The following is a 20,868-nucleotide window of genomic DNA, read 5'->3' on the forward strand; positions in this document are numbered from 1 at the left end:
TGAGCGGGATTGCTTCCACGGCTGGTTCGCTTGTTACCCTTGGCGCCCGCCCCTCATCCTCACCTTCTCCCCGCAAGCGGGGAGAAGGTGGCCTTGATGCTGGTGTGTTTCCTTCAACGGCGACACCGGCTCTGTGCCCGCAGTCGATGACCGCATGCGCGAAAACCTTACACATCCGTGATCACCTTGCCGCCCGAGATCACATGCACGTCGTAGCCTTCAAAGATCTTCTGCGCCTCGCCAGCGGCGTAGAGCGCCTGATAGGCCTCGTGCGGCACCAGAGCGTGCTGCTCAAAGGCGCTGACGCCCATGCGGGCGGCGTCGAGATCGTCCGTGTCGATGTGGAATTCCTCGCGCGCCGGCTGGCTGGACCACAGGCCCTTGCGCGCCGGACGCTCGGTCTTGGAATAGACCTCCTGCACCGTCCAGGTGATGAGCCAAGCATTGTCCTGCCGCCGCACCTTCGACAGCACCTCGGAGACCGCCGAATTGTTCTCGGTGATGCCGGCGGTGTAGAACGGGCCGAGCACGACGCGGCGCAGCTGCTTGGGATGCAGATGCTCAAAGTCCTTGTCGAGATTGCCCGCGATGGTGGCCGGAGAGAGGGAATAGGCCGAGTTCTTCTCAGCGAACTCGTCGAAGCGGTGCGCCAGTTCCGGGTTGAGCAGGCCGCCGACCGGCAGGCCGATCTCCACCCGCTCGTTGAGCCTGCCGTCCGCCACCAGCGTGTCGATCATCTTCGGCGAGGAATCCTCGACCGCCGCCATATAGACCATCGGCAGGCTGGACGACCCGTCGAACGCGCCCCAGTGGACGAGATAATAGGGCCGACCGGTCTTCGGGTTGACCGAGACGCGCACCGTTTCCGGCAGGATGAAGGGCGAGAAGACCGTGCCGTCCTTCACCTCCTCCAGATAGAGGCGCTCGGCCATGGAGCGCTGCAGCTCGGCCGGGAAGGCGCGGTGGCGGAGGATGAAATCGACCATCTCCGCGCGCAGCTCGTCCGGCGCGGAAATGCCGGCCAGCCGCTGTTCGGCCTGGCGCTTGTCGTTTTCCAGTTCAAGCACGCTCTGGAACACAGGATAACCGCTTTCGGCCCGCTGGATGCGGAACTTCTCCATGAAGCCGAGCCGGTTCTGCCAGCAGGCGAAAGAACGCTCGAGGCGGCCGATATAGGGCGCGACCACCTCTGCCACCACGCCGTGGTTCTGGAAGGGCGACGCGGTCCGGTCGCCGAAATAGACGCCGAGCCCTTCCAGCGCGGCGGCGATGGCGTCGAAATAGCGCGCGGCGGCGTCAGGAGCGGCGTTCATGACGCGCATGTCCTGGCAAGGCAAGGCATTGTACCCCCCTCTGCCCTGCCGGGCATCTCCCCCACAAGGGGGGAGATTGGCTTGCGACAACGCAGCGCTACCAGGCCGTCACCGGTGATTGGCTTCAGCTGCCTCCACCGCCCAATCTCCCCCCTTGTGGGGGAGATGTCCGGCAGGACAGAGGGGGGCGTGACGTCCGCCGACCTTTCAAACGCTGTCCACACCATCACGCCCGGACGTAATTCGCCGCGTCGTGCTTCTTCATCACGTCCTCGAAGCGCCGGGCGAAGGCGTCGTCGGCGAGCTTCTTGCGGCGCTGGATGTCGGCGGTCGTCACCATGTTCTTCTCGTGCAGTTCGAGCAGGTCGCCGATGTGGCGCTGGGCGGCCGCGCCGATGCCGGCCATGGTCTCTTCGGCGGTGTTGTCCACCTTGGAACCCAGCGTGTTGATGCGGTGGGCGACGTCCTGCTGGGCCGCCGTCTTCAAGGAATCCTCGAGCGCCTTGTAGAGAACGATGCGCTGCTCGGTGTCGATGGTCAGCTTGTTGATCAGCGTCGATTGCGCCGCGATCTGGTTGTTCAAGGAATCGACGAAGGTCTGGAACATCGAGGTGTAGCGCTCCAGCGTCTGGCTCTCGGCGAGCAGCTCCTGCTCCTTGGCCTGCGCCTCGTTGTAGTCCGTGGCGAGCTTCGAGCGCTCGCCCTCGAGCTTCGCCCGCTCCTTCTGGTTGGTCGAGGCGGCGATGCGGTTCTCGATGTCGAGCAGCATCGGGTTCAGTTCCTCGATGCGCTTCTGGGTCGCCTCCAGTGTCTCCATCGTCGTCTTGCGCCGCTCGATGACCTTGGCGAGGCTCGTCTCGGAGGTCTTGTAGCGCTCCTCCAGCACCTGCTTCTGGTCCTTCAGGATGCCGGTGATGGTGTCGGACTTCGACAGAAGCTCCTGCAGATTGCCGGCGAGCGACATGTTGCGCACGCGCTCGGTGCGCATCCGCTGCATGCGCTGCTTGGAAAAGATGCCGATGAACTTTTCCCAGCCCGTATAGGACTTCATGCTCTCGAACTCGGAGCCGAAGACGTTGGTCGCGTCCTCGAGGCCGATGATCAGGTCGGCGATGTTGGTCTCCATCACCTTCTGCTGCGAAAGCACGTCGGAGATGCGGGCGTTCTCGATGTCGAACTCGGCCTGGCCGATCTTCTCGTCGGTGCGCGCAAGCTTGTCGAGAACGGTTCCCGACTGCTCGATCTTCGAGCGCATGTCATCGACCACCTCGCGCGTCCTGGCGATCTCTCTGTCGAAATTCTGCAACGTGGCCATCTGAGTACGCTCCGGAGTGTCAGGGTCGCGGAAATATATGTGGCGCGGCTGACGATTGAAAGACGTTACCGGCCTCAAGGCACAAATCCTCGAGCGCCGTGCCGGCCGCGCTCTGCCGCCGCTCCCGGTGGCGCAGCAGGCTGAAGGCGCGCGCGCCGAGATCGACGCCCGCCACATGGAGCACGCCGCGTTCGACGAGCGGGCCGGCCGCCGCCATCGAGACCGCAGCCGCACAGGGGCCGGAGCGCACCGCCGAAAGGACCGCCTCGTTGGACGGGAAGGACAGGACGACATTGAGCGTCTGCGGATCGACGCCCATGTTGAGAAGCGCGCTCTCGAAGGCGGTGCGCGTGCCCGACCCCTCCTCGCGCATGATCCACGCGCTCTCCGCCGCCAGCGCCTCCGGATCGAGCCGCCTTCCGTCCGCCCAGGGATGGCCGGGGGCGACGACCACCGCCAGCACGTCGCGATCGACGGTTCTGACCGACAGCGCCGGCTCCGACACCGCCCCCTCGACGAGACCGACCTCGGCGGTGCCCTCGACCATCGCCTCGGCCACCTGGCGCGTGTTGCCGACGGTCAGGTTGAGCGTGATGCCGGGGTAGCGCTCGTGGAAGCGCATCAGCACCGGCGGCAGCCAGTAGCTGGCGATGGTCTGGCTGGCATGGATGGCGAGCGCGCCGCGCCGGAGACCACCGAGTTCCGACAGCATGGTCTCGGCCGAGCGCACCCGCGCCAGCGTCGCCCGCGCCTCGGCGAGGAACACGTTGCCGACGCGGGTCAATTCGATGCGCCGGCCGACACGGTGGAACAATTCCACCCCGTAATAGGTCTCGAGCGCCTTGATGGCGGAGCTGACGGCGGACGGCGTGCGCCCGACCACCGCCGCCGCCTGGGTCAGGTGCTCGCGCTCGGCGACGGCGACGAAAATCTGCAACTGCTCGAAGGTCATGGTTCACCCGCCGGCGGCAATCATTCGATCAAACAGAACAATTCATGCCATATTATTCGATAGAAGTCGATGAACCTGCATGCGACGAGGGATCGTTACCCAATGGACCTCGACATGCAGACGCTTCGCTCCCCCCTTGCCCTCCTTCCCGGCATCCTTCTGTCCGCCGGCGTCGCGGCGCTGGCGCTTGCCGGCGCCTGGGCGGAGCGCGCCTGGCTGGGCGAGGTCTGGGTCGAGGGGCTGGTGCTGGCGATCCTCCTCGGCGCGGCGTTCAGCGCGCTGGCCCGCCGGCACCCGGCGTTCGGCGCCGGCATCGACTTCTGCGCCCGGACGGTGCTCGAGGTGGCGATCGTGCTGCTCGGCGCATCGATCAGCGTCGCCGCGCTCGGCGAAGCGGGGCTGGGCCTCGTCGGCGGCATCGTCGGCGTCGTCTGCGTGTCGCTCGCCGCCGGCTACGCCATCGGCCGGGCGCTCGGCCTGTCGCCGCGCCTGGCGACGCTGGTCGCCTGCGGCAACTCCATCTGCGGCAATTCGGCGATCGCCGCAGCCGCCCCGGTCATCCACGCCGAATCCCGCGACGTGGCCGCGTCCCTGTCGTTCACGGCATTCCTCAGCATCCTGGCCGTCCTGCTGCTGCCGGTGCTCTATGCGCTGTTCGGCATGAGCGCGGTGCAGTCCGGCGTCTTCGCCGGCCTGACCGTCTATGCGGTGCCGCAGGTGCTGGCCGCCGCCGCCCCGGCCGGCGCGGTGGGCATCCAGGTCGGCACGCTGGTCAAGCTGGTCCGCGTCCTGATGCTCGGCCCGGTCATCTTCCTGCTCGGCCTCGTCTACGGACGGCGCTCGGGTAGCCACCCCTCCTTCGCGCAGATGGTGCCCTGGTTCATCCTCGGCTTCCTGGCGATGATGGGGCTGCGCTCGCTGGACGCGATCCCCGCCGCGGTCCTGCCGGCGATGGACCACGCGGCGGGTCTCCTGACCATCGTCGCCATGGCGGCGCTCGGCCTGACGGTCGACATCAGGGCCGTGATGAAGAGCGGCAGCCGGGTCGTCGCGGCCGCGCTCCTTTCACTCGGCTTTCTCGGCGCAGTCAGCTATGCGTTGATCCGGCTTCTCGGCCTGGTCTGATCCCGGCATTCAGTGTTTCACTGTTGGGTGGAATGAGCCTATCCCCTGATTTTTCCGCGTTTGTGCGGACATCAGATGCTCCCACCTGACGGCGAAACGCTCTACGGCGCATCCGATGAACGGGTGTAGATGGTCACGGTGAGATCCAGCCCCGCGGCCGCGATGCGCGCGACAAGGGCCTGCGGCAGCCGCCAGCTCCGGTCAGGCGTGGCGCCGCCCGCTTCAAACCCGAGATCGAGTTCGCGCGCCACAAGCCCGTCCCACAGACGTCGTCGATCTCCCGAGAGAGCTTCAAGCACTGCAAGCATGTTTTCGATGACCGGAACGAAATGCGCGTCGTCGGCGGGGTGATCGAGTTCCAGCACGCTGCGATAGGCCCCGGGACCACCTTCCCAGGGTCCATTGAAGAGCAGGAGGAAACCCTGCTCGACCAAGCCGCCCGAAAACCCGGCGATATCCTCGTCGGAACATAGAACAAGGTCGGCGTTCAAGAATGTGCTTTCACCGTCGAGCATGGCAACCCAAGAATGCATTAAACGAGCAATGCAACTCTTGAAGCGTCCGATTGAGGCTTTTTCACGCCTTCATCGCGGACCCGCGAAGCCGACAAGATCCTCGGCGCGCCAGCGGCCCATCTCTTCCTCCCAGTGGCGGCGGCAGAGCGACACGTAGACGTCCTTGCCGATGGCCACCTGCTCGCCCTTCTTCGCCACCTTGCCGTCCGGTCCGAGACGCACGACCATGGTCGCCTTGCGGCCGCAGCGGCAGATCGTGCGCACCTCGCGCAATTCGTCGGCGAGCGCCAGCAGCGCCTGAGAGCCGGAGAAGAGATTGCCCTGGAAATCGGTGCGCAGCCCGTAGCACATGACCGGGATGCCGAGCCTGTCGGCGACGCGGGCGAGCTGCCAGACCTGATCTTCCGTCAGGAACTGCGCCTCGTCGACGAACACGCAATGGACGGTGGTGTGGGCGTGGTGCTCGGCGATGCGGGCATAGAGATCGTCGCCGTCGCGGAACATCTCGGCGTCGGCCTCCAGCCCGATGCGCGAGGAAATGTAGCCCACCTCTTCCTTGCGATAGTGGCCGGCGACGAACAGCATCGTGGTCATGCCGCGCTCGCGGTAATTGTACGACGCCTGCAGGAGCATGGTCGTCTTGCCCGCATTCATCGTCGCATAGTGGAAGTAGAGTTTCGCCATCGTCCGCGCCCATGTCCTCGCCTCCCATAAACAACACATGGCAGGTCGAGGAAACGCCCGGCGGCGCGTCATCCACGGGATTGCGCGTCGCAAACCGCCCGGCATGCGCCGCAGACGGACCACCCTTTTGGCTTGCGGCTTGCCCGAAATGGTGGTTGCCTTTGAGAAACAAGGAAAAACCGGTTAAGGCCCGTCCTTCGCCGCAAAAGAATCAGGGAATCACAGAGGAGAGCAGCCATGTTATCGCGCCTTCAGGCAAGCATCGTCCTTGGACTTGCCGCCAGTCTCGGCACCGGAACGGCCCTTGCCGCGGACCCCGAAGCCTGCAAGTCCGTCACCTTCTCCGACGTCGGCTGGACCGACATCACCGCGACCACCGCCACCGCCACCGTCCTGCTCGAAGGGCTGGGCTACGCGCCCGAGACGCAGGTGCTTTCCGTGCCCGTCACCTATGCCTCGATGAAGAACAAGGACATCGACGTCTTCCTCGGCAACTGGATGCCGACCATGGAGGCCGACATCGCGCCCTATCGCGAGGACGGCACCGTCGAGACGCTGGTGACCAATCTGGAAGGCGCGAAATACACGCTCGCCGTGCCGAAATACACTTATGATGCCGGCCTGAAGAGCTTTGCCGACATCGCCAAGTTCGCAGACAAGCTTGACGGCAAGATCTACGGCATCGAGCCAGGCAATGACGGCAACCGCCTGATCCTCGACATGATCGAGGGCGACACGTTCGGCCTGAAGGATTTCGAGCTGGTCGAAAGCTCCGAGGCCGGCATGCTCTCGCAGGTGCGCCGCGCCGCCGGATCGAAGCAGGACGTCGTCTTCCTCGGCTGGGAGCCGCACCCGATGAACGCCAATATCGAGATGGCCTATCTCGAGGGCGGCGATGACGTGTTCGGCCCCAATTTCGGTGGCGCCACCGTCCACACCAACACCCGCGCCGGCCTTTCCACAGATTGCCCGAACCTCGGCAAGCTCTTGAAGAACATGGTCTTCTCGCTGCAGATGGAAAACGAGATCATGGGCAAGATCCTGGATGACGGGGCCGAGCCGGAGAAGGCCGCGACGGAGTGGCTGAAGGCCAATCCCGACGCCATCACGCCCTGGCTCGACGGCGTGACGACGCTTGCCGGGGAACCCGGCCTCGATGCCGTGAAGGCGCATCTGGAGATGTGATCATCGTCATGCGGGCGCCCGCCGCCATGCCGGCGACGGGACGACCGCTCCTGGACGCGCAGCCTCCCCCACTCCGTCTCGGGGCTTCGCCCCGATCCACCTCTCCCCCGCCCGACGGGGGAGAGGAAACGCCAGACGGAAGGTTTTCGCCTCTTCCTCTCCCTCACGCATGTGGGGGAGAGGTGGCTCGGCCAAAGGCCGAGACGGAGTGGGGGCAGCCCGAAAGCCACGGAGCATCGCCCCGTCATCTGCGGGACGGTTTGAGCAGCAACCTGCACCCGTACGAAGGAACACCCTGAAAGGAACCGCTCCCGCCCATGGACCCGCTCTCCGAATGGATCGCTGACCGGAAAATCCCCATCGGCCGATGGGGACGCGACTTCTTCGACTTCCTGACCACCAATTTCGCCTGGCTGTTCGACACGCTCGCGCGGTTTCTGGCCGGCATTCTCGACAGTCTCGTCGACCTGCTGCTGGCGATCCCGCCCTTCCTGCTGGTGCTGATCGTGGCGGTGCTCGCCTATGCGCTTCAGCGCTCCTGGAAGCTGGCGCTCGGCGTGGCGCTCGGCCTCGCCTTCATCATCAACCAGGGGCTCTGGAAGGAAACCGTCGAGACGCTCGTGCTGGTGGTCGCCGCCGCCGCCGCCTCCATGGCCATCGGCGTCCCGGTCGGCATCTGGGCGGCGCACAACAGGCGCGTCTACCAGTTCCTGCGGCCGATCCTCGACCTGATGCAGACGCTGCCGACCTTCGTCTATCTGATCCCGGTGCTGATCCTGTTCGGCCTCGGCGCGGCGCCGGGCCTGATCGTCACGGTCATTTTCGCCGCCCCCGCCCCCATCCGCCTCACCTATCTCGGCATCACCTCCGTGCCGCAGCCGATGCTGGAGGCCGGGCAGGCCTTCGGCGCGACGAAGCGGCAATTGCTGTGGAAGGTGGAGCTGCCGGCGGCCCTGCCCTCGATCATGGCGGGCCTCACCCAGTGCATCATGCTATCGCTGTCGATGGTGGTGATCGCCGCGCTGATCGGCGCCGACGGGCTGGGCAAGCCGGTGGTGCGGGCGCTCAACTCGGTCAACATACCGCTTGGGCTGGAGGCGGGCCTCGCCATCGTCGTGCTGGCCATCATCCTCGATCGCATCGCCCGCATCGAACGGGGGAGCGACCGATGACAACGGCAGTTGAATTCCAGAAGGTCGACATCCTGTTCGGAGACGACCGGCAGAAAGCGGCCGCCCTGCCGCTGGTCGATGCCGGCGCGAGCCGTGCCGACATCCTCGCCGAGACCGGCGCGGTGCTCGGCTGCGCCGGCTGCGATCTGACGGTCGAGCGCGGCGAGATTTCCGTGCTGATGGGCCTGTCCGGCTCCGGCAAGTCGACCCTGCTGCGCGCCGTCAACCGCCTCAACACGGTGGCGCGGGGCGACGTCACCGTCCATGACGGCGACTGGCAGGCGAATGTCGTGACCTGCTCGGAGGCGGAGCTGAGGAAGATCCGCCGCGAATGCGTGGCAATGGTGTTCCAGCAGTTCGCGCTCCTGCCGTGGCGCACCGTGGCCGAGAATGTCGGCTTCGGCCTGGAGCTTGCCGGCATGCCGGCGAAGGAACGGCGCGCGCGCGTCATGGCGCAGCTCGAACTGGTGCATCTCTCCGACTGGGCCGACAAATACGCGCACGAGCTCTCCGGCGGCATGCAGCAGCGCGTCGGCCTCGCCCGCGCCTTCGCGACGCAGGCGCCGATCCTCCTGATGGACGAGCCGTTCTCGGCGCTCGACCCGCTGATCCGCACCAAGCTGCAGGACGAGCTCCTGGAACTGCAGGAGCGGCTGAAGAAGACGATCCTGTTCGTCAGCCACGACCTGGAGGAAGCGCTGAAGATCGGCAACCGCATCTCGATCATGGAGGGCGGGCGCATCGTCCAGACGGGGGCGCCGGAGGACATCGTGCTGCGGCCCGAGAACGATTACGTCCGCGACTTCATCGCCAATGTGAATCCGCTCTCGGTGCTGACCGCCTGGAACGTCATGCGCGACGTGCGCGACCTGGAAAATGCCGGCGAGGGCTGGATGTGGCTCGACCGCCGCAGGACGACCCGCTTCAAGCTCGACGCGAACATGCTGGTGGTCGATGCCGAGCGCAACGGCGCGCCGGCGATCTGGGTATCCTGCGACAACATGGAAAAGCTGCCGGAGGACCGACCCAAGGTGTACTGGGCGACCGCCGGCACGCCGCTGAAGACGGTGATGCAGGCCATGCACCAGTCGCAGACGGCGCCGGTGGCCCTGTTCGACGAGGCCTCGCGCTTCGTCGGCGCGATCGGCATCCGCGACGTGCTGCGGGCGGTGATCCGGCGGTAGACGGGAGGCAGCGCCCGCCCCTCATCCGCCTGCCGGCACCTTCTCCCCGCCCGCAGGGAGAAGGGAGATGACCGCAACGTCGACATGCACCAGCCAACGTCAAGGTCTCCCTCTCCCCGCAAGCGGGGAGAGGGTAAGGGTGAGGGGCCAGTTCCCCACCCCGCCTTCCCTCGCGCCGCGTCCCCCGCTACTGTGCCGTCATCGATGTCCAGGGAGGCGAATTCATGAATCCATCCGGCAATGTCGCGATCGTCACGGGCGGCGGCTCGGGGCTGGGCGAGGCCACCGCGCGGGCGCTGGCCGCCAAAGGCGCGAAGATCGCCATTGCCGATGTCGGCATGGAACGGGCGGAGAAGGTGGCGGCCGATCTCGGCGGCATCGCCGTCAAATGCGACGTGACCAGCGCCGGGGACGGCGAGAACGCCATCGAGACGTTGAAGAGCAGGCTCGGGGACCCGCGCATCCTCGTCAACTGCGCCGGCATCGCGATCGCCGTGAAAACGGTCGGCAAGGACGGCCCGCACCCGCTCGACCTCTACCGCAAGGTGATCGAGATCAACCTGATCGGCTCCTTCAACATGATCCGCCTGTTCGCAACGCAGGCGCAGGAGCTTGACCCGCTCGACGGCGGCGAGCGCGGCGTCATCGTCAACACGGCCTCCGTCGCCGCCTTCGACGGGCAGATCGGCCAGGCGGCCTATTCCTCCTCCAAGGGCGGTATCGTCGGCATGACGCTGCCGATCGCCCGCGACCTGTCACGCGCCGGCATCCGCGTCTGCACCATCGCGCCGGGCATCTTCAAGACGCCGATGATGGCCGGCCTGCCGGAAGACGCGCAGGCCTCGCTCGGCCAGCAGGTGCCCTTCCCGCCAAGGCTCGGCGAACCGTCCGAATATGCGTCGCTCGCCTGCCACATCGTCGAGAACCAGATGCTGAACGGCGAGACGATCCGCCTCGACGGCGCGATCCGCATGGCGCCGCGCTAGGATCCCGTGGGCGGGCCACGCAAGGGGCCGCTCTCCGGCCTCGCCGTCATCGAGATGGCCGGGCTCGGCCCGGTGCCGCTCGCCGGGCTGATGCTGGCGGAAATGGGCGCCGACGTGCTGCGCATCGAGCGCCGAGACGCCGCCCGCGCCTTCCTTAAGGTGCCGCCGCAATACGATCTCGACCGGCACGGAAGGGAGATCCTCAAGCTCGACCTGAAGCGGGACGAGGGCCGCGCCCTGCTGATGACGCTGATCGGCGGCGCCGATGTGCTGATCGAGGGCTTTCGCCCCGGCGTGATGGAGCGGCTGGGCGCCGGTCCCGAGGCGGCGCTGGCGTGCAATCCCCGCCTCGTCTACGGCCGGATGACCGGCTTCGGACAGGAAGGACCCCTGGCGGACCGGGCCGGCCACGATCTCACCTATCTCGCCTATTCCGGCGTCCTGTCGATGATCGGCCGCAGGAACGCGCGGCCCGTGCCGCCGCTCAACCTAGTGGGCGATTATGGCGGCGGTACCATGTTCCTGATCGCCGGCGTGCTGGCCGCCCTCATCGAACGGGCGCAATCGGGCAAGGGACAGGTGGTGGATACGGCGATGGTCGACGGCGCGTCAATGCTGGCCGCGCCCTTCTTCGGCTTCGCCGCCACCGGCTTCTGGCGTGCGGCGCGCGGCGAGAACCTGCTCGACGGCGACGCGCCCTTCTACGACACCTACGAGGCGGCCGATGGCGGCCATCTGGCTGTCGCCTGCCTGGAACCGCAGTTCTTCGCCGAATTCGCCCGCCTGCTGCCGCTCGACAAAGCGCTGGCCGCGGCGCAGTATGACGAGGCGTGCTGGCCGCGGATGCGCGCCGCCATCGCCGCAAGGATCGCGGAAAAGCCGCGCGATGCCTGGGCGGCGCTATTTTCCGGAACCGACGCCTGCGTCGCGCCGGTGCTGACGCTGAAGGAAGCGGCGGAGCATCCGCACAATCGTGCGCGAAACGCCCATGCGACGCAGGGCGGATTCACCCGACCGGCTCCCGCCCCGCGCTTCTCGCGGACGCAGGGCGAGATCGCGCAGCCCGCCCGGCCCGCATCGGCGCTCAACCGGTTCGGGATCGCTCCGGAAGAGGTGGAGAGGCTTGCAGCCGAGGGCGTCATCGGCGATGGAGACGCTTCAACGGATTGAGGCGGTCATGAGCGAAGACAAGAAAGACGTTCTCCTGGAAACCGATGCGGAGGCGGTCCGGCTTGGCCGGACCCTTTTGCGCGCCGGCCGCTTCGGCGCTCTGGCGACGCTCGACCCGGAGGATGGCGCGCCCTTCGCCACGCGCGTCGCCACGGCGACGGACATGGACGGCGCACCGCTGATCCTCGTCTCGGGCCTGTCCGCCCACACCAAGGGCCTGCAGGCCGAGCCGCGCTGCTCACTGCTCGTCGGCGAGCCCGGAAAGGGCGATCCGCTCGCCCATCCGCGCCTGTCGCTGAAGGCCGTCGCCCGCAGGCTGGAACGCGGCAGCAGGGAACAGGAGCGCGCCGAGCGCCGCTATCTGGCGCGCCACCCGAAGGCGAAGCTCTATATCGGCTTCCCTGATTTCGCGCTTTATCGCCTCGAACCCGACATCGCCCTGCTCAATGGCGGCTTCGCCCGCGCCTACCGCCTCTCGCGCGGCGATCTCCTGAGCGACAGCCCGGCGCTTGACGCGCTGGCCGAGGCGGAGGCAGGCGCCGTCGCCCATATGAACAGCGACCATGCAGATGCCGTCGAGAACTATGCGCGCCATTTCGCCCGTGCCGCCGCCGGCAAATGGCAGCTGACCGGCATCGACCCCGACGGCATCGACCTGGCGCTCGGCGACGAGACGCGCCGCATCTTCTTTGCCGAGCCGCTGCAGGACGCGGCCGCGATGCGTCACACGCTCGTGGCGATGGCCAAGGAAGCCCGCACGGGTCTTGCCGGATGAGCCGCACGCTGATCGCGATCGACGATCCCGACGACCCGCGCATAGCCGCCTATCGCGACATCCGCGAGCGCGACCTGGTGGGACGGCAGGGCCGCTTCGTCGCCGAAGGGCGCGTGGTGCTGAACGTGTTGTTCTCGACGAGCCGTTTTGCGGCGGAAAGCGTTTTCCTGCGGCAGAACCGGGTGGCCGGGCTGGGCGAATTAATCGACCGCATCCCGGCGGAAGTGCCGGTCTATGTCGCCGGCGCCGAGGTGATGGACCGCATCGCCGGCTTCGAGATGCATCGCGGCGTGCTGGCCATCGGCAGGAAGCCGGAGACGGACGGCGCGGCCCTGCTCGACGCCCTGCCCCCTTCCGCGTTGGTCGTCGCCCTCTCGGGCATCGCCAATCACGACAATATGGGATCGATCTTCCGCAACGCCGCCTCCTTCGGGGCGGACGCGGTGCTGATGACCGGCGATTGCTGCGACCCGCTCTACCGCAAGGCGATCCGCGTCTCGGTCGGAGCCGCGCTCAAAGTGCCCTTCGCCCGCTTTGACGACGCGGACGCGCTGGCCGAAGCGCTGGAGGCACGCGGCTTCTCGCTGCTGGCGCTCAGCCCGCGCGGCGCGCGCGACGTCGCCGACATCGCCCCCGCCGAACGGCAGGCGCTGCTTCTGGGAAGCGAGGGACACGGCCTTTCGGCAGCGGTAATGGAGCGCCTGCCGACCGCCCGCATCGCCATGACCGAGGATTTCGACAGCCTCAACGTGGCCGCCGCCTCGGCGATCGCGCTGCACCGGCTGTGGCGCGCCGGGCGCTGAGCGCCCGTTCTAGCACGGCGGCCCGACGCCGGTGGTCAGGCTCGTTCAACGTTTCACAAAAGCGCTGAACGGGTCTAGTTTCCGCCTGCTGACCCGCGCAGGGCGCGGATGCGGTCGGCGAGGCTTGGCGTTTCGGCGCCCGCCTGTTCGGGCGCCCTGGAAAGCGCCTGCTCGATGGCCGAATCCGGCCCCTCCAGCACAGCCGCGAGACCGACCACCTCGGCCGCGAGGCTGGCGATCTGCACCCGCAGCGCCGCGTCGTCGGCGGCCGTCGCGCCATCGTCGCGCCTAGCCTTGCCGCCCGCGACCTGAAGGTCGGCGCGCAGCTTCTTGTTCTCCTTCAGCAGCGTCGAGAGCCGCGATTGCAGCTTTTCGCGTTCGGCGGCGAAGGCGTCCGCCGGCGCTTCGCTCCCACGGCCGCCGGCCAGAAGGCTGCGCATCTGCAGGGACTTGTCGGCCAGTTCCGCCGCAAGCCGGTCGCGCTCCTCCTCCGCAAGGCGCAGGCGCTTGGCCGCCTCGGCGGACAGGCTCGCCGCGCTCATCTCCTTCATCTCCCCGCGCAGGCGGGCGACCTCGCCTTCGCGGCGTTCCAGCTTCTCCTGCTGGTTGGACAGGGCCGTCATCTGGCTCTCCAGCTTCTTCTGCAGGTCGGCATTGCGCTTCTCCTCGACCTTCAGGCCGGCCTCGGCTTCCTTGCGCGCGGCGACCGCCTCACGCGTGCCGCGCACGGCCTCCTTGCGCTGATTGCGCGCCGCGCCCAGCTCGTCCTCCAGCTTGCGTATGTCGGTTTCGCGGGCGGCGAGCTCGATCTGCCTGCTGCTTGCCGCCAGACGCTCCTCCTCGTGCATTTCCTCGAGACGCTCGATGGCGATGCGCCGTTCTTCGAGCTCGTCCAGCGCGGCCTCCAGCCGTTCCGCCAGATCGGCGTTGATCGCCGCCGCCTCGTCCAGTGTCGCGCGCTGCTCGGCCGTCTCGCCACGCAGGGCCGCGATGGTCTCTCCCTGCTCGGCGCGCACCTCGGCCAGCGTCCGCGCCTCCTCGCCGATCCGCGACAGCTCGACCAGTTGCGTCGATGCCTTGCGGTTCAGCGCCTCGATGTTCATCTCGAGCCGTCGCGCGGCCATGGCGTGCCCGGCTCTCAGGCGATCCTTCTCGGCCTCGAGTTCGTTGGCTGACAGAGGCATGGTCGCTTCGAGGCGCCTGGTCGTCAGGCGGACGGCGCGCCGCCAGAACAGCGGCGCCAGAAGCAGGGCCAGGAAGCCGGCGGAAAAGAACCCCAGGAGGAAAAGCAGAATGGTCTGGATCACCGCGCAAACCTGTCACACCACGAAAGCAAGCGAAGGCCCGCATGCGAGCCCTCCCCCTGCGTCACGCAAAAACCCCCGCGCGTCAAGCCGCTCCGGCAGGCCGCCCGCAACCCGACACGCATGACGCGAAACGGTCGGGCGGCACCCGCCGGCACGCTCCCAAGCGTCAGAACGGATTCCAGGTGGGTCCCGGGGTCAGCTTCAGATAGCCGACATTGACGCCGAGACGCGCACCGACGCCGGTGCGGATCGGCACCAGCACCATGTCGTTGTGCTTCAGCGCGTTGAAGCCGAGACCGGCCACCAGATAGGCGGACCCCGCCACGCCGGCGAAGCGCCGGTAGAGCGCATCGACCGAGTTGAGATTGTAGACCAGGATCATGACGCGCGAGCCGTTGCCGCCGAAATCCCAGCCGATCGACGGTCCCTGCCAGTAAACGGGATGGTCGCCGGCATTCTTCGTATAGAGCTTGCCCTCGCCATAGATCAGGCCGCCGACGAAAGCGCCGGACGCCTCCTCGCCGAGGACATAGCCGTTCGGCAGGCCGTAGGAGGAAAAGACCTTCTCGACGACAGTCGCCAATCCGCCGGTGGTCGCGCCGAAGAAGCCGTGCCCGGCGTCGACGATCTCCTGCGCGGTGTAGCCATTGTCGGCGCGCGCCGCCGTGGGCGCGGGCAGCATGCCGAGGCCGATGGCCATCAGGAACAGCGCGATACCCGCGCACCGGCTCCACGCGAGCCGCCGCAAACGCCGCGCGACAGGCCCGGCTTCCGTGCTTGCGCCGGCGCCCCGCGCCACCGCATCACCCAAGAACGCTTTGAAACGCATATACAAATCTCCGTCCGTGAGGAGCCCGCGACGACAGGCGCCGCCTCTCCCGCCGCCCCGCAACGAGCCACGATTTCCTAAAAATAGACCGCGAATCTTTTCCAACCATTAACCTCGTCCGCAAACGTGGCGCGGCGAAGGCGGCTTCCCCTCCTGGTTGCCGCCGGCACGGCGCCTGCCGCCATCTGCCGCCAGGCAGTTGCCGCGCTTGGCGGGCCTGTGTAACCAATGGCGGCGCGTTCCGTGATCTGATTCGCGCGCCGGCCGGTTTCGGTCCCCGGCGCCAAACCGCGACAGGATCGCCGGGGCATCGCGAAGCTGGAGCAGGTCCGGCGGGAGCGGCATCGCTTCGCGCCGAACAATGCAGCAGGAACAAGAGCTTAGAGCAGTTTCGATGAACCGGATTTGCCGGAGTTGCTCTCAGGACCTCGCCGAGATCGCCGCTTCCAGCGGAATTGCGGCCCGGTTGACAACAACATCTGGAGGACAGGTGATCATGTCGGAACTTCTCTCCCTGAGCGCGACCGATCTTGCCGCTCTTTTGTGCAGCCGCGTATGCCACGACATCATTTCACCGGTCGGCGCGATCAACAACGGGCTGGAGCTTCTCGACGAGGGCGGCGCCGATGAAGACGCCATGCGGCTGATCCGCACCAGCGCGACCAACGCCTCGGCCCGCCTTCAGTTCGCCCGCATCGCCTTCGGCGCCGCCGGTTCCGCCGGCATGCAGATCGACACGGGCGACGCGCAGGCCGTCGCCATCGCCTTCCTCGCCAACGAGAAGCCGGACCTGGAATGGTCTGGCGTGCGCGCTCTGCTGCCGAAGAACCAGGTCAAGCTGTTACTGAACCTGCTGCTGGTCGCCAATGCGGCGATCCCGCGGGGCGGCAGGCTGCGCGTTTCGCTGGAAGCCGAGGGCAGCAGCCCGGCCTTCACCATCGCCGCGGAAGGCCCGATGCTGCGCGTGCCGCCGAAATTTCTCGAGCTGCATTCGGGCGTGCGCCCGGAAGAGCCGATCGACGCCCACAGCGTGCAGTTCTACTACACGCTGCTGCTGGCCAAGGAGACCGGCATGCGCATCGACATCCGCGCCACGGCCGAAGAGATCATCCTGAGCGCCGGCGCCTGAACGGCCCTGCGCCGGGCGTCGTATCGAAATTTTTACCATAAGTTTTTGCGGAGGGTTTACCAGCCTCGCGCATACTACCGCCTGTCCGCCATCCACCGGCGAGGACACGAAGCATTGTTTCGACGCAAGGCCCATGAAAAACCGTCCCTCGACGGCCCATGCGGGTGCGCCGATGAATGAGAGGGAATGGAGATGGCTCGCTGCCTCATCGTCGATGATTCGAGCGTGATCCGCAAAGTCGCCAAGCGTATCCTGACGAGCGCCGAGATGATGGTCACCGAAGCCGCCAACGGCCAGGAAGCCATCGACATGTCGGCGCACGAAATGGCCGACATCATCATCGTCGACAGCTCGCTGCCGGACATGGATTCCAGCGACCTGGTGCGGCGCCTGATGGCCCTTCCGGCCGATTTCAAGCCGGTGATCCTCCTTTGCCTGAGCGAGCTGGACCTGGGCGCGATCATGCGCGCCAAGCGCGCCGGCGCCAAGGGCTACATGCTGAAGCCCTTCACGCGGTCGCAGCTTCTCGAGCATTTCCGCGAGTTCCGCTTCGCCGCCTGAGCGGACGCGTTTCAGACGAACGACACGAACAGGACACGAAAAAGCCCGGCCGAACGACCGGGCTTTTTTGCATTTGGCGGAAGGGTAAGGTCCGTCAGGCGCTTTCGCGGATTTCCTCGGGCTCGCGCAGCACATAGCCGCGGCCCCAGACGGTCTCGATGAAGTTCTGCCCGCCGGAAGCTGCGTCCAGCTTCTTCCTGAGCTTGCAGATGAAGACGTCGATGATCTTGAGTTCCGGCTCGTCCATCCCGCCATAGAGATGGTTGAGGAACATTTCCTTGGTGAGCGTCGTGCCCTTGCGCAGCGAGAGCAGCTCGAGCATCTGGTATTCCTTGCCCGTCAGGTGCACGCGCTGGCCGGCCACCTCGACGGTCTTGGCGTCGAGATTGACGATGAGCTCGCCCGTGGTGATGACCGACTGGGCATGCCCCTTCGAGCGGCGCACGATGGCGTGGATGCGCGCCACCAGCTCGTCCTTGTGGAACGGCTTGGTCATATAGTCGTCGGCGCCGAAGCCGAGGCCGCGCACCTTGTCCTCGATGCCGGCCATGCCGGAGAGGATGAGAATGGGCGTCTTGACCTTCGAAAGGCGCAGCGTCCGCAGGACCTCGTATCCCGACATGTCCGGCAGGTTGAGGTCGAGCAGGATGATGTCGTAGTCGTAGAGCTTGCCGAGATCGACGCCCTCTTCGCCCAGGTCCGTCGTATAGACGTTGAAGCTCTCCGATTTGAGCATCAGCTCGATGCTCTGTGCGGTCGCACTGTCGTCTTCAATCAGCAAAACGCGCATATTAATCCCCTTTCCGCCGCCGAACCGGCCTGGCAGGCATCCGGCACCGGAGCAATGATTGCCTGAATCGGAGGCTGCCAGTTAATGGTTAACAAAATCTAATTCCCTCTGGCAAGCGCCACGATCATCTTTCAGCTTTTCAGGCCACCCAGTTGAATCCAATCATGAATCATCCACCGGCAAAAACCTCCGCATACCTCAGCAATCAGCGCTAAGCGGCGGTCGACCAAGCCTAGCGATGCAAATCCCATGCACGATCTTTACCGTGCCTTAAGCCATCGCCCGTATGATTAACAATGCCCGTAAACGAATGGTTACCGTAACCGCAGAATCTTAGGAATTTGTTTTCCAAGTTTAACCGGCAAACGGAATTTCGGGGCGCGAGTTGAGAGGGTTGGGCAACGGCGGATCGGCGCTGGTACCTGCGTAGTGTGGGAGTATGAATGATGAAGCCGCGTGAAAATCTCGTTCGACTGAAGCTGTTTCAGGTAAATGAGAAGCGCCGTCGCATGACCCAGCTGGACTCCATGATTGCCGAATTCGACCGCATGGCGGCCGAACTGGAAGCGCAGATCACCTCCGAGGAAACCAAGGCCGGCATCACCGACCTCAATCATTTCGCCTATCCGACCTTCGCCAAGGCGGCGCGGCTGCGCCGCGACAATCTCCGCACCTCGCAGTCGGAGCTGATCCAGCAGCGTGAGGCCGCCGAGACCGAGCTGGCGGAAGCCGAGGCAGAACTGGCCAAGGCCGAGGCTCTGGAGAACCGCGACGGCAAGGGCCGCTCCGACGCCGTCGCATCCCGCGCCATGACCGGCTGAACGCAGCAGCGGCGAGAGCCGGGCAATCGAGATTTAAAGGAATGCCGAAAAGGGCGGGGATCACGGTCTCCGCCTTTTTTGCGTTGATGGTGAGTTGATCTGCGGAAGCAGCGTCGTGCGTGGTTCGACAAGCTCACCGTGAGGAAGGCAGGCGGCTCGCGCCTAGGGAAAGGTATATGATCGCGGGGGGCGCATGCGCAGCAGAACCCACGCGCAACGGTGGCGGACCAACCCTGTGCCAGGTTCCAGCCTCCCTCCCGGGATCCGGCCTCCCTCATGGTGAGCTTGTCGAACCACGCACGGTTCAATGCGCCGTGTCCGCGATCGGAAAACAGGAGCGGGAGGTGTTGGTGCTGGAGCATCGGACCGGAAAGGAGAATCCGGTTTTCCCTTGTTCCGATGCTCAGTCACAGCTTCAGATCGTCCCTGCGCACCCGAATGGACGCAGGGCGATCTAATCTAGTGCCGGTATTGCTGGATACGGGTCGTGCGCAGGCCGGCCAGGCCGTGATCGTCGATGGAGGCCTGCCAGGAGAGAAACTCCTCGACTGTCAGGCGATAGCGATTGCAAGCCTCTTCCAGGCTCAGAAGCCCGCCGCGAACCGCGGCCACCACTTCCGCCTTGCGGCGGATCACCCAGCGGCGCGTATTGGTCGGCGGCAAATCCGCGATCGTCAGCGGGCTGCCATCCGGCCCGATGACATATTTTACGCGCGGTCGAACCATTTCGGTCATTGTACTCTCTACCTGAACTCAAGACCCGAAAGACAAGCTAATGCGCCGGCTTTAAAATTTGCCTAAGCACATGGTAAGCATAAAGTAACGGACATGAATCCCGCGTTAGGAAATTGCCTGCGATTTGAGGCAAATTGGAACGATCCGGCGCGCAAGCCCAATTGCCACAAGGATTTGAATGCGTTAACGCTTTGCCGCGCCGCGGCGGTGGCGCATGACGGCGCCTTGACCTATATTCGCCGCATTGGCATGTAACCCGCCATCGCACCGACAAAGAAGACCGAGCTCATGAACAGCCTAGACCTGCCCGGACGCCCGCAGGACTGCCGCATCGTCGTGGCGATGTCCGGTGGCGTCGATTCCTCCGTGGTCGCCGGCATCCTGGCGAAACAGGGCTATGACGTGGTCGGCGTGACCCTGCAGCTCTACGATCATGGCGAGGCCGCGCACCGGCCGGGTTCCTGCTGCGCGGGCCAGGACATCGACGATGCGCGCCGCGTCGCCGAGACGCTGGGCATTCCCCATTACGTGCTCAATTACGAGCAGCGCTTCCGCGAAGCGGTGATCGACCCCTTCGCGCAGAGCTACGTCGCCGGCGAGACGCCGATCCCCTGCGTTTCCTGCAACCAGACGGTCAAGTTCGCCGATCTGCTGGAGACGGCGCGCGAGCTGGGCGCCGACGCGCTCGCCACGGGCCACTACATCCGCAGCCGCGCCAACGGCGCGCACCGCGCCCTGATGCGGCCCGTCGACGCCGACCGCGACCAGAGCTATTTCCTGTTCGCCACCACGCAGGAGCAGATCGACTATCTGCGCTTTCCCCTCGGCGGCCTGTCGAAGCCCGAGGTGCGCGCCATCGCCGAGGAAATGGGCCTGAGCGTCGCCACCAAGCAGGACAGCCAGGACATCTGCTTCGTGCCGCGCGGCAAATATTCCGACATCATCGGCAAGCTGAAGCCCGAGGCGGCGACGCCCGGCGACATCGTCCATCTCGACGGCCGCACCCTCGGCCGGCACGAGGGCGTGATGCACTACACGATCGGCCAGCGGCGCGGCATCGGCGTGGCCGCCGGCGAGCCGCTCTACGTGGTCCATCTGGACGCCGCCAATGCGCGCGTCATCGTCGGCCCGCGCGAGGCGCTCGAGACGCACAAGGTGTTCCTGCGCCAGGTGAACTGGCTGGGCGACGAGACGCTGGCCGCCCTGCCCGAAGGCGGCATCGAGGTTTTCGCCAAGGTGCGCTCGACGCGCCCGCCCCGCCCCGCCGTGCTGCACCATGCCGATGGCGCGACCTGGGTCGAACTGACCGAGGGCGAGGCGGGCGTCGCGCCCGGACAGGCCTGCGTCCTCTATTCGGACGAGGGCAACGAGGCGCGCGTGCTGGGCGGCGGCTTCATCGAGCGCTCGGAACGTGGCGTGGAGGCCGAGGCACAACTGACCCGGCTCACGGCAACGGCACCGCAGCACGCCTGATCGGGCAGGCAGGGGCGATCGCCCGAACCGGGGCAGCCGCGGTT

The 20,868-nt window shown here is 66.3% G+C and carries 21 protein-coding genes; 12 read left to right on the forward strand and 9 right to left on the reverse strand.

Features of this window, described 5'->3' with window-relative positions; all coding sequences use genetic code 11:
• Positions 1-167: 167 nt before the first annotated feature.
• The 3 genes from NA2_RS18150 to NA2_RS18160 all read right to left on the reverse strand — a co-directional run bounded on the left by NA2_RS18150 (position 168) and on the right by NA2_RS18160 (position 3,580).
• Entirely contained in the window at positions 168-1,313 is a 1,146-nt protein-coding gene (locus NA2_RS18150) for a hypothetical protein (protein WP_008598576.1), read from the reverse strand.
• A gap of 226 nt (positions 1,314-1,539) precedes the next feature.
• Positions 1,540-2,628, reverse strand: a complete 1,089-nt coding sequence (locus NA2_RS18155) for a hypothetical protein (RefSeq protein WP_008598577.1) — start codon at positions 2,626-2,628, stop codon at positions 1,540-1,542.
• 19 nt (positions 2,629-2,647) lie between these two features.
• Entirely contained in the window at positions 2,648-3,580 is a 933-nt protein-coding gene (locus tag NA2_RS18160) for a LysR substrate-binding domain-containing protein (RefSeq protein WP_008598578.1), read from the reverse strand.
• A gap of 114 nt (positions 3,581-3,694) precedes the next feature.
• On the opposite strand from NA2_RS18160, the gene NA2_RS18165 reads away from it, so the two are divergent.
• Entirely contained in the window at positions 3,695-4,705 is a 1,011-nt protein-coding gene (locus NA2_RS18165) for a YeiH family protein (RefSeq protein ID WP_040678520.1), read from the forward strand.
• Between the two features lie 101 nt (positions 4,706-4,806).
• On the opposite strand, the gene NA2_RS18170 is transcribed toward NA2_RS18165, so the two are convergent.
• Both NA2_RS18170 and NA2_RS18175 read right to left on the reverse strand, forming a co-directional pair.
• Positions 4,807-5,220, reverse strand: coding sequence for a hypothetical protein (locus tag NA2_RS18170; RefSeq protein WP_040678486.1), 414 nt, complete (start codon positions 5,218-5,220; stop codon positions 4,807-4,809).
• A gap of 69 nt (positions 5,221-5,289) precedes the next feature.
• Positions 5,290-5,904 carry a thymidine kinase gene (locus tag NA2_RS18175; RefSeq protein WP_008598584.1) on the reverse strand — a complete coding sequence of 205 codons (615 nt, stop codon included), beginning with the start codon at positions 5,902-5,904 and terminating at the stop codon, positions 5,290-5,292.
• Between the two features lie 237 nt (positions 5,905-6,141).
• Between NA2_RS18175 and NA2_RS18180 the strand changes: the two genes are divergently transcribed.
• The 7 genes from NA2_RS18180 to NA2_RS18210 all read left to right on the forward strand — a co-directional run bounded on the left by NA2_RS18180 (position 6,142) and on the right by NA2_RS18210 (position 13,179).
• Positions 6,142-7,089 carry a choline ABC transporter substrate-binding protein gene (locus NA2_RS18180; RefSeq protein ID WP_008598585.1) on the forward strand — a complete coding sequence of 316 codons (948 nt, stop codon included), beginning with the start codon at positions 6,142-6,144 and terminating at the stop codon, positions 7,087-7,089.
• Between the two features lie 317 nt (positions 7,090-7,406).
• Positions 7,407-8,261, forward strand: coding sequence for a choline ABC transporter permease subunit (gene choW / locus NA2_RS18185; RefSeq protein ID WP_008598587.1), 855 nt, complete (start codon positions 7,407-7,409; stop codon positions 8,259-8,261).
• A complete protein-coding gene (choV, locus tag NA2_RS18190) occupies positions 8,258-9,445 on the forward strand; it encodes a choline ABC transporter ATP-binding protein (protein WP_008598588.1) in 1,188 nt (395 codons plus the stop codon). The genes choW and choV overlap by 4 nt, the downstream gene beginning before the upstream one ends.
• Before the next feature lie 224 nt (positions 9,446-9,669).
• Entirely contained in the window at positions 9,670-10,431 is a 762-nt protein-coding gene (locus NA2_RS18195; RefSeq protein WP_008598589.1) for a 3-hydroxyacyl-CoA dehydrogenase, read from the forward strand.
• 6 nt (positions 10,432-10,437) lie between these two features.
• Positions 10,438-11,601 (forward strand): CaiB/BaiF CoA transferase family protein, encoded by a 1,164-nt coding sequence (locus NA2_RS18200; protein WP_008598591.1) that lies wholly within the window; start codon positions 10,438-10,440, stop codon positions 11,599-11,601.
• 7 nt (positions 11,602-11,608) lie between these two features.
• Positions 11,609-12,376, forward strand: a complete 768-nt coding sequence (locus NA2_RS18205) for a HugZ family pyridoxamine 5'-phosphate oxidase (protein ID WP_008598592.1) — start codon at positions 11,609-11,611, stop codon at positions 12,374-12,376.
• Positions 12,373-13,179 carry a TrmH family RNA methyltransferase gene (locus NA2_RS18210; RefSeq protein ID WP_008598594.1) on the forward strand — a complete coding sequence of 269 codons (807 nt, stop codon included), beginning with the start codon at positions 12,373-12,375 and terminating at the stop codon, positions 13,177-13,179. The genes NA2_RS18205 and NA2_RS18210 overlap by 4 nt, the downstream gene beginning before the upstream one ends.
• 74 nt (positions 13,180-13,253) lie before the next feature.
• Here NA2_RS18210 and NA2_RS18215 read toward each other — a convergent pair whose 3' ends face one another.
• Together NA2_RS18215 and NA2_RS18220 are read right to left on the reverse strand one after the other, a co-directional pair.
• Positions 13,254-14,486, reverse strand: coding sequence for a coiled-coil domain-containing protein (locus tag NA2_RS18215; RefSeq protein ID WP_008598596.1), 1,233 nt, complete (start codon positions 14,484-14,486; stop codon positions 13,254-13,256).
• 166 nt (positions 14,487-14,652) lie between these two features.
• A complete protein-coding gene (locus tag NA2_RS18220) occupies positions 14,653-15,186 on the reverse strand; it encodes a DUF1134 domain-containing protein (protein ID WP_157188305.1) in 534 nt (177 codons plus the stop codon).
• Between the two features lie 625 nt (positions 15,187-15,811).
• On the opposite strand from NA2_RS18220, the gene chpT reads away from it, so the two are divergent.
• Together chpT and NA2_RS18230 are read left to right on the forward strand one after the other, a co-directional pair.
• On the forward strand, positions 15,812-16,444 hold the full coding sequence (gene chpT, locus NA2_RS18225; protein WP_008598600.1) for a histidine phosphotransferase ChpT: 633 nt from the start codon (positions 15,812-15,814) through the stop codon (positions 16,442-16,444).
• Between the two features lie 192 nt (positions 16,445-16,636).
• Positions 16,637-17,005 (forward strand): response regulator, encoded by a 369-nt coding sequence (locus NA2_RS18230; RefSeq protein ID WP_192814192.1) that lies wholly within the window; start codon positions 16,637-16,639, stop codon positions 17,003-17,005.
• A gap of 94 nt (positions 17,006-17,099) precedes the next feature.
• Here the strand turns inward: NA2_RS18230 and ctrA are convergent, their stop codons facing one another.
• Complete coding sequence (gene ctrA / locus NA2_RS18235) at positions 17,100-17,795, reverse strand: response regulator transcription factor CtrA (RefSeq protein WP_008598602.1); 696 nt, start codon at positions 17,793-17,795, stop codon at positions 17,100-17,102.
• Positions 17,796-18,241: 446 nt separating this feature from the next.
• On the opposite strand from ctrA, the gene NA2_RS18240 reads away from it, so the two are divergent.
• Positions 18,242-18,616: a hypothetical protein gene (locus NA2_RS18240; RefSeq protein WP_008598603.1), complete on the forward strand. Its 375-nt coding sequence runs from the start codon at positions 18,242-18,244 to the stop codon at positions 18,614-18,616.
• Positions 18,617-19,075: 459 nt separating this feature from the next.
• On the opposite strand, the gene sciP is transcribed toward NA2_RS18240, so the two are convergent.
• Positions 19,076-19,351 (reverse strand): CtrA inhibitor SciP, encoded by a 276-nt coding sequence (sciP, locus tag NA2_RS18245; protein WP_008598605.1) that lies wholly within the window; start codon positions 19,349-19,351, stop codon positions 19,076-19,078.
• A 288-nt stretch (positions 19,352-19,639) separates the two neighbouring features.
• Between sciP and mnmA the strand changes: the two genes are divergently transcribed.
• Positions 19,640-20,824, forward strand: a complete 1,185-nt coding sequence (gene mnmA, locus NA2_RS18250; RefSeq protein WP_008598607.1) for a tRNA 2-thiouridine(34) synthase MnmA — start codon at positions 19,640-19,642, stop codon at positions 20,822-20,824.
• Positions 20,825-20,868: the final 44 nt, after the last annotated feature.

Source organism: Nitratireductor pacificus pht-3B (assembly GCF_000300335.1).
GTDB classification, from domain to species: Bacteria; Pseudomonadota; Alphaproteobacteria; order Rhizobiales; family Rhizobiaceae; genus Nitratireductor; species Nitratireductor pacificus.